Annotated in this window: 14 protein-coding genes; 7 read left to right on the top strand and 7 right to left on the bottom strand. The window is 70.4% G+C overall.

The features are described 5' to 3' along the window. Positions 1-365 precede the first annotated feature (365 nt). Positions 366-572: a hypothetical protein gene (locus OHA05_RS15125; RefSeq protein WP_313945796.1), complete on the top strand. Its 207-nt coding sequence runs from the start codon at positions 366-368 to the stop codon at positions 570-572. Between the two features lie 70 nt (positions 573-642). Here OHA05_RS15125 and mscL read toward each other — a convergent pair whose 3' ends face one another. The 6 genes from mscL to OHA05_RS15095 all read right to left on the bottom strand — a co-directional run bounded on the left by mscL (position 643) and on the right by OHA05_RS15095 (position 6767). Further along, positions 643-1116: a large conductance mechanosensitive channel protein MscL gene (gene mscL, locus OHA05_RS15120; protein ID WP_313945797.1), complete on the bottom strand. Its 474-nt coding sequence runs from the start codon at positions 1114-1116 to the stop codon at positions 643-645. A gap of 162 nt (positions 1117-1278) precedes the next feature. Further along, positions 1279-1800: an RcpC/CpaB family pilus assembly protein gene (locus tag OHA05_RS15115; protein ID WP_328860863.1), complete on the bottom strand. Its 522-nt coding sequence runs from the start codon at positions 1798-1800 to the stop codon at positions 1279-1281. A gap of 167 nt (positions 1801-1967) precedes the next feature. Next, positions 1968-2807: an S-methyl-5'-thioadenosine phosphorylase gene (locus OHA05_RS15110; RefSeq protein WP_328860862.1), complete on the bottom strand. Its 840-nt coding sequence runs from the start codon at positions 2805-2807 to the stop codon at positions 1968-1970. Positions 2808-2967: 160 nt separating this feature from the next. Beyond that, positions 2968-3321, bottom strand: coding sequence for an FmdB family zinc ribbon protein (locus OHA05_RS15105; RefSeq protein WP_328860861.1), 354 nt, complete (start codon positions 3319-3321; stop codon positions 2968-2970). Positions 3322-3389: 68 nt separating this feature from the next. Further along, a complete protein-coding gene (locus OHA05_RS15100) occupies positions 3390-4658 on the bottom strand; it encodes an MFS transporter (protein WP_328860860.1) in 1269 nt (422 codons plus the stop codon). Positions 4659-5318: 660 nt separating this feature from the next. Then, positions 5319-6767 carry a potassium/proton antiporter gene (locus tag OHA05_RS15095; RefSeq protein ID WP_328863399.1) on the bottom strand — a complete coding sequence of 483 codons (1449 nt, stop codon included), beginning with the start codon at positions 6765-6767 and terminating at the stop codon, positions 5319-5321. A gap of 266 nt (positions 6768-7033) precedes the next feature. Between OHA05_RS15095 and OHA05_RS15090 the strand changes: the two genes are divergently transcribed. Continuing rightward, complete coding sequence (locus OHA05_RS15090; RefSeq protein ID WP_328860859.1) at positions 7034-9865, top strand: penicillin acylase family protein; 2832 nt, start codon at positions 7034-7036, stop codon at positions 9863-9865. Here the strand turns inward: OHA05_RS15090 and OHA05_RS15085 are convergent. After that, complete coding sequence (locus tag OHA05_RS15085) at positions 9846-10439, bottom strand: 5-formyltetrahydrofolate cyclo-ligase (protein WP_313945803.1); 594 nt, start codon at positions 10437-10439, stop codon at positions 9846-9848. The two genes, OHA05_RS15090 and OHA05_RS15085, sit on opposite strands and share 20 nt — an antisense overlap. Before the next feature lie 94 nt (positions 10440-10533). Here OHA05_RS15085 and galU point away from each other — a divergent pair, with 94 nt between their 5' ends. From galU to OHA05_RS15060, 5 genes are all read left to right on the top strand, one after another. After that, on the top strand, positions 10534-11436 hold the full coding sequence (gene galU, locus OHA05_RS15080; RefSeq protein ID WP_328860858.1) for a UTP--glucose-1-phosphate uridylyltransferase GalU: 903 nt from the start codon (positions 10534-10536) through the stop codon (positions 11434-11436). A gap of 4 nt (positions 11437-11440) precedes the next feature. Then, positions 11441-12742 carry a molybdotransferase-like divisome protein Glp gene (gene glp, locus OHA05_RS15075; protein WP_328860857.1) on the top strand — a complete coding sequence of 434 codons (1302 nt, stop codon included), beginning with the start codon at positions 11441-11443 and terminating at the stop codon, positions 12740-12742. 71 nt (positions 12743-12813) lie between these two features. Then, complete coding sequence (gene moaC / locus OHA05_RS15070) at positions 12814-13293, top strand: cyclic pyranopterin monophosphate synthase MoaC (RefSeq protein WP_313945806.1); 480 nt, start codon at positions 12814-12816, stop codon at positions 13291-13293. Positions 13294-13316: 23 nt separating this feature from the next. After that, positions 13317-13844, top strand: coding sequence for a MogA/MoaB family molybdenum cofactor biosynthesis protein (locus OHA05_RS15065; RefSeq protein WP_313948969.1), 528 nt, complete (start codon positions 13317-13319; stop codon positions 13842-13844). Further along, positions 13841-14470, top strand: a complete 630-nt coding sequence (locus OHA05_RS15060) for a GNAT family N-acetyltransferase (RefSeq protein ID WP_313948970.1) — start codon at positions 13841-13843, stop codon at positions 14468-14470. The genes OHA05_RS15065 and OHA05_RS15060 overlap by 4 nt, the downstream gene beginning before the upstream one ends. Positions 14471-14601 lie beyond the last annotated feature (131 nt).

The following is a 14601-nucleotide window of genomic DNA, read 5'->3' as shown; positions in this document are numbered from 1 at the left end:
CAGAGGCGCGGCACCCAGACGCGCGGCGACCATCCCGTCCCGCGCGTCCGGGGTGCGGCACCGGTGCGCGGGGCGTCAGGCGAGGAGCGAACCCGGGTGCGGCCAGGGATGCGGGCCGATCCCATGCGGTCCGGACGCGGCTCGGGCCGCGAGCAGGGGCTGGATCGGGGACTGGGGCTGGATAGGGGCCCGGCGATCGGACCGGGCCCGGCCGGATCGTGCTGTTCGGGTCGCGACCACGGACCGGGCGTGGGTCGCGACCACGGACCGGGCGTGGGTCGCGACCACGGGCCGGGCGTGGGTCATGGTCGCGGGCCGGGCCTCGGCCGCGAGGAGGGGCCTGGCCGTCGCCGTACCCTGGAGGCATGAGTGCCGCCCCCGCCCCCGGACCGCGAGACGCGAAGCAGCCCCGGCAGCAGCCCCCGAAGCCGAGGATCGACTTCGACGATCCGCTGGACCAGCAGTCCTCGGACGATACGGACCGTGGGTGGGGCGAGCGGCCCTCCGCGAGCGGTGGGAGCGCCGATGATCTGGCGCGCTTCCTCGACGAGAAGCCGCCCCACCACATCTGAGCCCCACCACGTCCGAGCCGCCCCGCCCGAGCCCACCCCCTCCGAACCGGCGCGCTCCAGGGCAATACACCTAGGGGCGGTCGTGCCCCGAACCGCGCTGCGACTGAGCCACGACGGCGTCGCGGATCTCCTTGAGCACCTCCAGCTCGCTCAGCTCGACGATCTCCTTCGCGCCTTCCTTCGCCGCGTCCCGCTCCGCCTTCCTGGCCAGGTACTTGGACATCGGGAGCACCATCAGGAAGTAGACGACGGCGGCCGTGATCAGGAAGGTGAGCGTCGCGCCGAGGACGGAACCCCACATGATCTTGATGCCGTCGATCTCGCCGTTCACCTCCCGGCAGGTTCCCTTGAGGCAGGAGCTGTAGGAGTCGAGGTTCTTGGTGCCGAAGGCGCCGACCAGCGGGTTGATGACGCCCTTCACCACGGCGTTCACGATCTGGGTGAATGCCGCGCCGATGACGACCGCGACGGCCAGGTCGATGACATTGCCGCGCATCAGGAAGGCCTTGAAGCCCTCCAGGACGCTGACCTTCTTCTCGCTCACCAATGAACCCTTCTTCGCATGTGCAGGTCACCGAAACAAACCCTCGCAACCTACGACAGCGCCCGGTCGTACTGTCCAATCGCCGAGGGGAGGGGAGGTGACCTGACGGCACGCCAGTGCGACTGGTGACCGACCACCGGGGTCTCGTCGCTCGCGTCGGGGTCAGCACACCGTCACCGCCAGACGGGAGGTCGTGCCCGCGCCGGCGAGCTGGGCGGCGGTGGCCCGTGGAACGGACAGCACGACCAGGGCGCCGCTGTCGGCGGTGGAGTCCGCCGGGCCCGGTACTTCGGCCACCCGGGCGCCGGTGGCGACGACTCGGGCATCCGGTGTCCCCTGCCCCGCGGGGGAGTTGGGCGCGGCGATCACATCCACCCGGTCGCCCGGCCGCAGAAGCCGGACGGTCGCCGCATCCGCGATCCGGACGGGGGCGGACACCATCTCGGCGGCGGGCTTCGGAGCTCGCGGCGGAGGGGCCGCATGGGCCCCGCCACCGGGCGCGTCCGCTCCCCGGGCGCCCGATGCCGCAAGGGCCGCCGCCGTCAGGGCGAGACCGGCCGCGAGCGCCCTTCGGCGGCGACGCATCGCCCGCCGCAGGCGATGTGCTCCGCCGCGCACGCGCAGCGGAGCGAAGGGCGGAACGCCCGTGGGAGCGGGCGCGGAAGAGGGAGGCAGGAGCGACATGGCACATACCACCTGTCGTGAGAAGGGGAGTCGAAGGACCGAACGGTCCTCACGATCCACCTCTCACGCGCCTCCCGCCGGAGCCTGTGGACGGTCCACCGCATGTGGACAACTCCCTCACCCCGGCGGGCGACCCACCCCAGCTACCCGATCAACCACCGCCCCTCTCAGGGCAGTTCGATCCCCAGGTCCCAGCCGTCGTGCGCGTGCGTGCACAGGCAGTCCCGGTCCTCGTTCGCCGGCAGCGCGCCCACCGCGTCGAAGAGCACCTCGCGCAGCCGCCCCACGTTCTCGCCGAAGACCCGCAGCACCTCGGTGTGGGAGACGCCCTCCCCGGTCTCGGCGCCCGCGTCCAGGTCCGTGACCAGTGTCAACGAGGTGTAGCAGAGACCCAGTTCACGGGCGAGCACGGCCTCCGGGTGTCCGGTCATGCCGACCACCGACCAGCCCGCCGACGCGAACCACTTCGATTCCGCACGCGTGGAGAAGCGCGGTCCCTCGATGACCACGAGCGTTCCGCCGTCCACCGGCTCCCACTCCCGCCCGCGCGCCGCCTTGAGGGCGACCGCACGCCCCGCGGGGCAGTAGGGGTCGGCAAAGGTCGTGTGCACGACGTTGGGGATGCTTCCGTCGGGCAGCGGGAGCCCGTCGAAGTACGTCTGCTCGCGAGCCTTCGTCCGGTCCACCAGCTGGTCCGGAACGAGCAGCGTGCCGGGCCCGTAGTCCGGGCGCAGCCCACCCACCGCGCACGGGCCGAGCACCTGCCGTGCGCCGACCGAGCGCAGGGCCCACAGATTCGCGCGGTAGTTGATGCGGTGCGGCGGGAGGTGGTGCCCGCGTCCGTGCCGGGGCAGGAAGGCGACCTTCCGGCCGGCCACCTCACCGAGGAAGAGGGAGTCGCTCGGACTGCCGTACGGGGTATCGACCTCGACCTCGGTCACGTCCTCCAGGAAGGAGTAGAAGCCGGAGCCGCCGATCACGCCGATCTCTGCGTTCGCGTTCGCCATACCGATCACACTATCGACGCGGCAGAGGGCCGAGAGCAGGGCCGTAGGTCAGACCCCGACGAAGCCCGGCAGGAGCGCCGCGACGAAACGCAACCGAGCACGAATACGCCGAGGACCCCGCCGTACGGAACGGCGGGGTCCTCGGAACGAAAGCAGTGGGTCAGGCGGCCGAGCTGCCGGAGCTCGACGACGAGCTCGAGCTGCTGGAAGAGCCGGACGAGGACGACGACGATGACGACGAAGAAGACGACGTCTTCGAGTCGGACGTCTTCGACTCCGAGGTCTTCGTGCCCGTCGACGAGGACGACGTCGACGACGGCGAGCTGCTGGACGACGAGCCGCGGCTGTCGTTGCGGTAGAAGCCCGAACCCTTGAAGACAATGCCGACGGCTGAGAACACCTTCTTGAGGCGTCCCTCGCAGTTGGGGCACACGGTCAGGGCATCATCGGTGAACTTCTGCACCGCCTCGAGGCCCTCGCCGCATTCGGTGCACTGGTACTGGTAGGTCGGCACTGGTCTTCCTCCTGGCACTCTCACTCAATGAGTGCTAACGACGGTCCATAGTGACGTATTCCGCTGGATCAGTCCACCGCCACCGGCACTCGGTGACCGACGCCACGCGCCATGATGCGTCCCGGGTTCTTCGGTGAGAGCCGTGAACGCAGGGCCAGCAAGGTGACGAGGGCGAGTGCGGTGCCCGCCAGCGGGACGACGAATCCGGCGCTCGCGCCGTGCGCGTCGGCCAGTCGTCCGGCCACCGTGACGGCCGCCGCCTGGCCGAGGGCCACCGCGCCGGTGAGCCAGGTGAAGGCCTCGGTGCGGGCCGTGGCCGGGACCAGCGGTTCCACCAGCGTGTAGCCGCTGATCAGCGCCGGAGCGATGCAGAGGCCGACGATCAGCCCGAGTCCGCCGAGCAGGGCCACCGAGTGGACCGACCAGAGGAGGGAGGCCGCCAGGGTGAGCCCGGTGTAGCCGAGGATCATGCGGCGGCGCGGGCTGCTCTTCCAGGCGATCGCGCCGCAGGCGATGCCGGCGAGCATGTTGCCGGCAGCGAAGACGCCGTACAGCAGTCCGTTCGCGCCGGGGTTGCCGATCTCCTCGGAGAAGGCCGTCAGCGAGACCTGCATGCCGCCGAAGACGGACCCGATGCCGAGGAAGGCCACCGCGAGGACCCGTACGCCCGGCACGGACAGTGCGGAGACGCGCGGTGCGGAGTCCGCGGTGAGGGGACGGACGGCCGGCTGCGTACGGCTCTGGGCCGCGAAGAGCAGACCGCCGGCCAGGGTCAGGGCGGCTTCGGCGATCAGGCCGGCCGCCGGGTGTACGCCGGTGCAGAGCGCGGTCGCGAGCACCGGTCCGACGACGAAGGTGAACTCGTCGGTGACGGACTCGAAGGCCGCGGCCGTCGGCATCAGCGGCGAACGTTCGAGCTTGGCGGCCCAGCGGGCACGCACCATCGGGCCGATCTGCGGCACCGAGGCACCGGCCGGAACGGCGGCGGCGAACAGCGCCCACAGGGGGGCGTCCGCCAGCGCGAGAGAGGTGAGGGCCGCGACGGACGCGGCGTGCACCAGGACGCCCGGCAGCAGGACGGCGCGCTGGCCGAAACGGTCGGCGAGCTTGCCGCTCTGCGGTGCGAACAGTGCCATGGAGACACCGGTGACGGCGGCGACGGCTCCGGCGGTGCCGTACGAACCGGTCGTGTGCTGGACCAGCAGGACGATGCCGATGGTCAGCATCGCGAAGGGCTGTCGTGCGGCGAAGCCGGGGAGCAGGAAGGTCCAGACGCCGGGAGTGCGCAGCAGCTGCCCGTAGCCCGGGCGCTTGCCGGTGGTGACCGTGGATGCCACGGTCCGTGCCTTTCTGCCGCCTGGTAGCGCTCCCCTGGATGTACGGGAGCCGCCGAGAGCTGTCCTCTTGCGCGGAACTGCGGTAGATGCCAGGGCCCATGGAAGGGGCACGCCGGCCGCCATACGGTCGCGCCAGCTCTGCGTCAGGCAGAGTTGGTCGATCAAGTGTGCCTTCATGGTACAGGTGGTGCGGGGTGCCGTGCCTGGGAAATGCGCCACACTCCTGGATGTACACCTGGGATTAATCGGACGTACGCAAAGCGGCGCCGAGCCCGTCTCATCCGCTGCCCGAACGGGCTCGGCTTCGCGTGTGCCCGCACCGCAACGAGGCACGTGCTCGACCGCCGGCAGGGGGGCGTGCAGGGTCGTCCCCGCAGGGGATCGGCGGCAACACCCGGGTGCTCAAGACAACAGACCTGTACGCCGCCGACCCCGAGCAGTCGAGCCCGGAGGGCCCCCGGACCCGACGCCGCACAAGAACCGAGCCCCAAGCACCCCGGGCCCCGCCCCAGGGACCCGACGCCGCACAAGAACCCGCGCCACAAGCACCCCCGCCCCAGGGACCCGACGCCGCACAAGAACCCGCGCCACAAGCACCCAGGCCCCGCCCCCCGGACCCACGCCGAACAAGCACCCGACGCCGAACAAGCCCCCGCCCCGTCAGCTGAGCCCCCCCGTCCCCAGCCACCCCGCGAGCTTGCCGCCCTGCCCCACCGCCCGCAGGCGTCGCTCGGCCGCGTCCCGGACCGGATCCGTCGCCACGACCAGCAGCTCGTCGCGCCGCCGCAGCACGGTCGAGGGCAGCGGTACGAAACTCTTGCCCTCCCGCACGACCAGGGTCACCGCGGAGCCCGCCGGCAGCCGCAGCTCCGCGACCTCCACGCCGTGCATCTTCGACTCTTCCGGGATGGACACCGAGAGCAGATGTCCGCGCAGCCGCTCCAGGGGCGCCGACTCGACGCCCAGGTCGGCGGCGTCCGTGGAGCCGAGTTTCAGCCACTTCGCGAGCCACGGCAGCGTCGGCCCCTGGATCAGGGTGTAGACGACGACCAGCACGAAGACGATGTTGAAGATTCGGTCGCTGCCCTCCACGGCCGCCACCATCGGGATGGTGGCGATGATGATGGGCACGGCGCCGCGCAGGCCCGCCCAGGACATCAGCACCTGTTCCTGGCGCGGGATGCGGAACGGCAGCAGGCTGATCATGACCGACACCGGGCGCGCCACCATGGTCAGCACCAGGCCGACCACGACGGCCGGCCAGAAGTCGTCGACCAGTTCGTGCGGGGTGACCAGCAGGCCCAGCAGGACGAACATGCCGATCTGGGCGATCCAGCCGAGGCCCTCGGCGAAGCCGCGGTTGGCCGGCGCGTGCGGCAGTTTCGCGTTGCCGAGGACCATCGAGGCCAGGTAGACGGCGAGGAATCCACTGCCGTGGGCCATGGCGCCGGCCGCGTACGCCACCACCGCGATCGCCATCACCGCGATCGGGTACAGACCCGACGCGGGCAGCGCCACATGCCGCAGTCCGAAGGCTCCCAGCCAGCCCGCCGCCAGTCCGATGCCCGCGCCGATCGCCAGCTCCAGCGCGATCTTGCCGACGAGGACGTACCACTCGTCCACCGGACCGGCCGCGGAGAACGCGACCACCAGGATCACCACGGGGGCGTCGTTGAAGCCGGATTCGGCCTCCAGTACACCCGTCACCCGGGAGGGCAGCGGGACCTTGCGCAGGACGGAGAAGACGGCCGCAGCATCGGTCGAGGAGACCACCGCGCCGATGATGAGCGCCTGCCGCCATTCCAGGCCGACGAGATAGTGGGCGCCGGCGGCGGTGACGCCCACGCTCACCGCGACGCCGACGGTCGACAGCGCGACCGCCGCGGGCAACGCGGGTTTGACCTCCTGCCACTTGGTGCCCAGACCGCCCTCGGCCAGGATCACCACGAGCGCGGCATAGCCGATCACCTGCGTCAGTTCGGCGTCGTTGAAGGTGACGTCGAAGATGCCGTCCTGCCCGATGGCGACGCCGATCCCGAGATACAGCAGCAGGCTGGGAAGCCCGCTGCGCGAGGAGACGCGGACCGCAGCCACGGCGAAGAGCAGGATCAGCGAGCAGATGAGCAGGAGTTCGTTGAGCTGGTGGACAGTCAGTGGCCGATCCTTCCCCTCGCGCCTACGTGCCGGAGCGCTCCTCCAGCAGGCGACACTTCGTTACCTTACCTAATCTTTAACGTTTTCTTGACGCCCTGGATCACCTGTTCGAGGGATCGGTCCGTTGGCCTGCTTACGGATACCGCGTCCGGACCGCCTCGACGCTGCGCCTATGGTTGCTCCAGCACTCCCAGGATCAGCCTGCGCCTCGAAGGACAGCGATGCCCGCCAACACAACCGCCTCTTCCCCCAAGAAGAAGAAGGGGCGACGCGCCCGCCTGCTCGTGATCGTCCTGGTGCTGGCGCTTCTGGCGGGTATCGGGTTCGGCACGTACTGGAGCATCAGTACGGTGCGCGCCTCGTTCCCGCAGACGACCGGGTCGATAGAAATCGACGGACTCAGCGGCCAGGTCGACGTCAAACGCGACGACTTCGGCATCCCGCAGATCTATGCGGACACCGACGAGGACCTCTTCCGCGCCCAGGGCTTCGTCCAGGCACAGGACCGCTTCTGGGAGATGGACGTCCGCCGCCACATGACGGCCGGCCGGCTCTCGGAGATGTTCGGCTCCGGCCAGGTCGACACGGACGCCTTCCTGCGCACGCTCGGCTGGCGCGAGGTCGCGCAGCAGGAGTACGACAAGATCCTGTCGCCGCAGACGAAGAAGTTCCTCCAGGCTTACGCCGACGGCGTCAACTCCTATCTGAAGGGCAAGGACGGCAAGGAACTCTCCGTCGAGTACGCCGCCCTGTCCTTCACCAACGACTACAAGCCCGAGCCCTGGACGCCGGTCGACTCGGTGGCCTGGCTCAAGGCGATGGCGTGGGACCTGCGCGGCAACATGCAGGAGGAGATCGACCGCTCGCTGCTGACGAGCCGGCTCGACCAGAAGCAGATCAAGGACCTGTATCCGGACTATCCGTACGACCGGAACAAGCCGATCGTGGACAAGGGCGGCATCGACCCGGTCACGGGCAAGTTCGACCCCGAGGTCAAGCCCTCCGGCGAGTCGGACGGGTCCTCCGGCGGCGACGGCGACAACGGTACGGGTGACGGCACGGGGAACGGTTCGGGCGACAACGGCTCCGGCCAGGGCACCGGCAGCGGTCTGAACAACGGCGGCGGCAGTGCGGCCGACGCCGCGCAGGGCCTGAACTCCCAGCTCTCGGCGCTCTCGAAGACCCTCGAGACGATCCCGGAGCTGCTCGGCCCGAACGGCAACGGCATCGGTTCCAACTCCTGGGTCGTCTCCTCCAAGTACACGACGACCGGCAAGCCGATGCTGGCCAACGATCCGCACCTGGCGCCCCAGCTGCCCTCGCTCTGGTACCAGATGGGCCTGCACTGCCGGAAGGTCTCGGCCTCCTGCCAGTACGACACCGCGGGATACACCTTCTCCGGGACGCCGGGCGTGATCATCGGTCACAACCAGAACATTGCCTGGGGCTTCACCAACCTCGGCGCGGACGTCACCGACCTCTACCTCGAGAAGATCAGCGGCGACAGCTACCAGGTCGGCAACCAGCAGAAGAAGCTGACCACCCGCAAGGAGGTCATCAAGGTCGCCGGGGGCAAGAGCAAGACGATCACCGTCCGCTCCACCGGTCACGGCCCGCTGGTCTCCGACCGCAGCACCGAACTGGAGAAGGTCGGCCAGCAGGCGCCGGTCACCAACGCCCCCGACCGCGCCACCGGCTACGGCGTGGCACTCCAGTGGACCGCGCTCCAGCCGGGCAAGTCGATGGACGCGGTGTTCGAGCTGAACCGCGCCAAGGACTTCAAGACCTTCCGTGCGGCGGCCAAGAACTTCGAGGTCCCCTCGCAGAACCTCGTCTACGCGGACTCCGCCGGCACCATCGGCTACCAGGCGCCCGGCAAGATCCCGGTCCGCGCCAAGGGCGACGGCTCGGTGCCCGCTCCCGGCTGGGACCCGGCGTACAAGTGGAAGGGGTACATCCCCTACGACGAGCTGCCGTTCGAGGAGAACCCGGACCGCGGCTACATCGTCACCGCGAACCAGGCGGTGATCGACGCGGAGAAGTACCCCTACCTGCTGACCGAGGACTACGGCTACGGCGCCCGGAGCCAGCGGATCAACGACCTCATCGAGACGAAGATCCAGGGTGGCGGCAAGATCTCCACCGAAGACATGCGCACCATGCAGATGGACAACAGCAGCGAGATCGCCGAGCTGCTGACGCCGTATCTGCTGAAGATCGACATCTCGGACCCGTACGTCCGTGAGGCGCAGAAGCTGCTGGAGGGCTGGCGCTACACCCAGGAGCCCGACTCCGGTGCCGCCGCCTACTTCAACGCGGTCTGGCGCAACGTCCTCAAGCTCGCCTTCGGCAACAAGCTGCCCAAGGAGCTGCGCGTCGAGGGGCAGTGCCTGAACGTCCTGCCCGCCGACAGCACGGCGCCCGAGGACGAGCTCACCGAGCGGGTGCGCGAGTGCGGCCAGCGCGACACGGACACGGCTCAGCCGGACGGCGGGGACCGCTGGTTCGAGGTGGTGCGCCGGATACTCAAGGACGAGAAGAACCCGTGGTGGCACTCGCCGGGCAACCGTACGGAGAAGCCGACCGACACCCGTGACGAGCTGCTCGCCCGGGCGATGGACGACGCCCGCTGGGAGCTGACCGCCGAGCTGGGCAAGGACGCCTCCCGCTGGAGCTGGGGCCGTCTGCACCAGCTGACGCTGAAGAACCAGACGCTCGGCACCGAGGGCCCCGGCTTCCTCCAGTTCGTGCTCAACCGTGGCCCGTGGAACCTGGGCGGCGGCGAGGCCGCGGTCAACGCCACCGGCTGGAACGCGGCGGGCGGCTACGACGTCGTCTGGGTGCCGTCGATGCGGATGGTCGTCACCGTCGGGGACTGGGACAAGTCGGGCTGGATCAACCTGACCGGTGCCTCCGGGCACGCCTACAGCGCGCACTACACCGATCAGACGGACAAGTGGGCCGACGGCGAACTGCTCGACTGGTCCTTCAGCGAGCAGGCGGTGTCCGCGAAGACGGTGGACACCCTGAAGCTCATTCCCCGAAACGCCTGACGGCATCGGGTGTGACGACGGCATGGACGGGGTGGTCGTGCGGTTCCCGCGGAACGTGCGCGACCACCTCGTCCGCGTACAGCAGCACCACCAGCGCGGGATCGGCGCCGGCCGCCGCGAGCCGGGCGAGCACCCGGTCGTAGGAGCCGCCCCCGCGGCCGAGCCGCATCCCCTGTCCGTCCACGGCGAGCCCGGGAAGGAGCACGGCATCGGCCTCCAGCACAGCATCCGGCCCGAGCCGCGCCCCGTCCGGCTCCAGCAGCCCGCGCCCCGCGCGCACCAGTTGCTCGGCGCCCTCGTACACGGCCCAGTCCAGGTCGTTGTCCGGCAGCAGGACGGGCAGCAGCACGCGTACGCCGCGGGCGCGCAGCGCGTCGAGCAGCGCGCGGGTGCCCGGTTCGCGGCCGACCGAGACGTACGCGGCGACCGTGGCCGCCTCGGCCAGTTCGGGCAGGGCGAGCGCCTGTCGCGCGAGGACCGCGGCGGCGGCGCGGACGTCCTCGGGGGACAGGAGGCCGCGTGCGTCCAGGAGTTCACGGCGAACCGCACTCTTTCCGGACAAGTCACTGCACATGGTGACTTCACAAACCTCTCGTATACGTCTTTATGAGAAGGAAGTTAACCGGAGGCTCATCTTCAGCCCATACTCACCGGTTATTGTGCAGCGCATGACTCCTCCGAAGCCCAGGATCAGCAAGGCTGTCATCCCGGCCGCCGGTCTCGGCACGCGGTTCCTGCCCGCCACGAAGGCCACTCCCAAGGAGATGCTGCCTGTCGTCGACAAGCCCGCGATCCAGTACGTCGTCGAGGAGGCGGTCTCCGCCGGTCTCTCCGACGTGCTGATGATCACGGGCCGGAACAAGCGGCCGCTGGAGGACCACTTCGACCGGAACTACGAGCTGGAGCAGGCGCTCACCCGCAAGGGCGACGAGAGCCGGCTGAAGAAGGTCCAGGAGTCCAGCGACCTGGCCACCATGCACTATGTGCGCCAGGGCGATCCGCGCGGCCTCGGTCACGCCGTCCTGTGCGCGGCACCGCACGTCGGCGACCAGCCCTTCGCCGTCCTCCTCGGCGACGACCTCATCGACCCGCGCGACCCGCTGCTCGCCCGCATGGTCGAGATCCAGGAGCGGGAGGGCGGCAGCGTCATCGCCCTCATGGAGGTCGACCCCGCCCAGATCCACATGTACGGCTGTGCTGCCGTCGTGGCCACCGGCGAGAGCGACGTGGTCAAGGTGACCCAGCTGGTCGAGAAGCCGGAGGCGTCCGAGGCCCCGTCGAACCTCGCCATCATCGGCCGGTACGTCCTGGACCCGGCCGTCTTCGACATACTGCGGGAGACCGCGCCCGGCCGCTCCAACGAGATCCAGCTGACCGACGCCCTGGAGAAGCTCGCCGAGGACGAGACGATCGGCGGCCCCGTGCACGGCGTCGTTTTCCAGGGCCGCCGTTACGACACCGGCGATCGAGGCGACTATCTGCGGGCCATTGTCAGACTGGCGTGCGAACGTGATGACCTGGGACCCGAGTTCCGGACCTGGCTCCGCAGTTTTGTGACCGAGGAGATGTAACACGGTGAGCAGCACGACCTGGTCGGTGGACGACCACCTCGAGGACATCCTCGCAGCGATCCGCCCGCTCGACCCGATCGAGCTGCAACTGCCGGACGCCCAGGGCTGTGTCCTCGTCGAGGACGTCACGGTCCCGGTCGCCCTGCCGCCGTTCGACAACAGCTCCATGGACGGGTACGCCGTCCGGACGGCCGATGTGCGGGGCGCCACCGAGGAGTTCCCCGCCGTCCTCACCGTGATCGGCGATGTGGCGGCCGGCAGCGGCGGGCTGCCGACGGTCGGCCCCGGCCAGGCCGCGCGGATCATGACGGGCGCCCCGCTGCCTCCGGGCGCGGAGGCCGTCGTCCCGGTCGAGTGGACCGACGGCGGCACCGGCGGGGGAGCGGCCACCACGATGCGCCCGGCGGGCGAGTCCCCCGAGGGCGCGAGCGGTGAGGTCCGGGTCCACCGGTCCGCCGAGGCCGGCGCCCATGTCCGCTCCCGCGGCAGCGACGTCAAGGCCGGCGACCTCGCCCTCGCGGCGGGCACGGTGCTCGGCCCGCCGCAGATCGGCCTGCTCGCCGCGATCGGCCGCGGCACCGTGCGGGTCCGGCCCCGTGCGCGCGTCGTCGTGCTCTCCACCGGCAGCGAACTGGTCCAGCCCGGCGAGGAGTTGGGCGAGGGCCAGATCTACGACTCCAACAGCTTCGCGCTCGCCGCGGCCGCGCGGGACGCGGGCGCCATCTCCTACCGGGTCGGCGCGGTCACGGACGACGCCGAGACCCTGCGCGCGACCATCGAGGACCAGCTGATCCGCGCGGACCTGCTGGTCACGACGGGCGGCGTCAGCGTCGGCGCGTACGACGTGGTCAAGGAGGCCCTGTCCTCGGTCGGCGACGAGGACGTCCCGGGCAGTGGCATCGACTTCCGCAAGCTCGCCATGCAGCCCGGGAAGCCGCAGGGCTTCGGCACGATCGGCCCCGAGCACACCCCGCTGCTCGCGCTGCCGGGCAACCCGGTCTCCTCGTACGTCTCGTTCGAGCTGTTCGTCCGCCCGGCGATCCGTAGCCTGATGGGCCTGGCGGACGTCCGGCGGCCGACGGCGCGCGCGACCCTGAAGGCCGACAAAGCACTCACCTCACCGTCCGGCAAGCGCCAGTTCCTGCGGGGTGCGTACGACTCCGGCTCGGGCGCCGTCACTCCCGTGGGCGGTTCCGGTTCCCATCTGATCGCCGCCCTCGCGCACGCCGACTGCCTGATCGTGGTCCCGGAGCAGGACACCTCGGTCCAGCCCGGCGCGGATGTCGAGGTGGTCCTCCTCGGCTGACCTGCTTACCGTGGCGGTACCGTGTCTGCCCACACAGGCCCCGAGGGCCCGGACGGGAGCAGCGCACCGACATGAGTACCCAAGGCAGGCTGACGCACATCGACGAGGCGGGGGCGGCCCGTATGGTCGACGTCTCCGAGAAGGACGTCACCGCACGCACCGCCCGGGCCAGCGGCCGGGTCCTGGTCTCCCCACGCGTCGTGGAACTGCTCCGGGGTGAGGGCGTCCCCAAGGGGGACGCGCTGGCGACGGCCCGTATCGCCGGGATCATGGGCGCCAAGCGCACCCCCGATCTGATTCCGCTCTGCCACCCGCTCGCCCTCTCCGGCGTCACGCTCGACCTGGCCGTCGCCGACGACGCCGTCGAGATCCTCGCGACGGTCAGGACCACCGACCGCACGGGCGTCGAGATGGAGGCGCTGACCGCCGTCTCGGTCGCCGCTCTCACGGTCGTCGACATGGTCAAGGCCGTGGACAAGGCAGCCGTGATCACGGACGTCCGGGTGGAGGAGAAGACCGGCGGCAAGTCCGGCGACTGGAGCCGGCAGTGATCCGGGCGGTACGCGCCGGAGAGGTGCGCAGCCACAGTCACGGCCCCGGCCCCGACGCGGTCCGCCGAGCCCTGGTGATCACCGCCTCCAACCGCGCCTCCGCCGGGATCTACGAGGACAGGGGCGGCCCCGTGCTCGTCGAGGGGCTGACCGCGCTCGGCTTCCGGGTCGACGGCCCGCGCGTGGTCCCGGACGGCGAGCCGGTCGAGCGGGCCCTGCGCGAGGGTGTCGCCGCCGGCTACGACGTCATCCTCACCACCGGCGGCACCGGCATCTCGCCGACCGACCGCACCCCCGACGTCACCCGGTCCGTCATCGATCACGAGGTCCCCGGCATCCCGGAGGCGATCCGCGCGTACGGGCGCGAGAAGGTGCCGACGGCCGTGCTGTCCCGCGGCCTCGCCGGTGTCGCCGGCCGCACCCTGATCGTCAATCTGCCCGGCTCGACCGGCGGGGTGCGTGACGGGATGGCGGTGCTGGAACCGCTGCTGCCGCACGCCGTCGACCAGCTCCGCGGCGGGGACCATCCGAGTCCGGGGAGTCCGACCTGAACGCGCCCTGGCCGGTCATCCTGGCGGACGGCGACATCGTCCTCCGCCCGATAAAGCTGCGCGACCAGCGGAGCTGGCGCGAGGTCAACCGGCGCAACCGTGACTGGCTGCGGCCCTGGGAGGCGACGATCCCGCCGCCCGGGCCCGGCGCACCGCTCACGCAGCGCCCCACGTACCGGCAGATGGTCCGGCATCTGCGGGCGGAGGCCAACGCGGGCCGGATGCTGCCGTTCGTCATCGAGTACCAGGGCAGGCTGGTCGGCCAGTTGACGGTCGCCGGCATCACCTGGGGTTCGATGTGCTCGGGCCATGTCGGGTACTGGGTCGACCGCGAGGTGGCCGGCCGCGGGGTGATGCCGACCGCGGTGGCGCTCGCCGTGGATCACTGCTTCCGCTCGGTCGGACTGCACCGGATGGAAGTCTGCATTCGGCCGGAGAACGTGCCGAGCCGCCGCGTCGTGGAGAAACTCGGTTTCCGGGAAGAGGGTCTGCGCCCCCGGTATCTGCACATCGACGGTGCGTGGCGGGACCACCTGGTCTTCGCGCTCACGGCCGAGGAGGTCCCCGACGGACTGCTCCGTCGCTGGCACCGGGCGCGACCGGGAACACCTCGAGAAATAAAATAAACGTTCGAAATTGATCGGCACCGACCATGCGTTGATCTGAACAATCGCAAAAAAAGTCAGTGATATCAGCCGGATCGTGCGACACACCGGGCCAATTGGCGGATGCCCTTGCGCGAATCCCTCTACGGTGT

Source organism: Streptomyces sp. NBC_00306, assembly GCF_036169555.1.
GTDB lineage: Bacteria > Actinomycetota > Actinomycetes > Streptomycetales > Streptomycetaceae > Streptomyces > Streptomyces achmelvichensis.
This window is presented reverse-complemented; position numbering and strand designations above follow the sequence as displayed.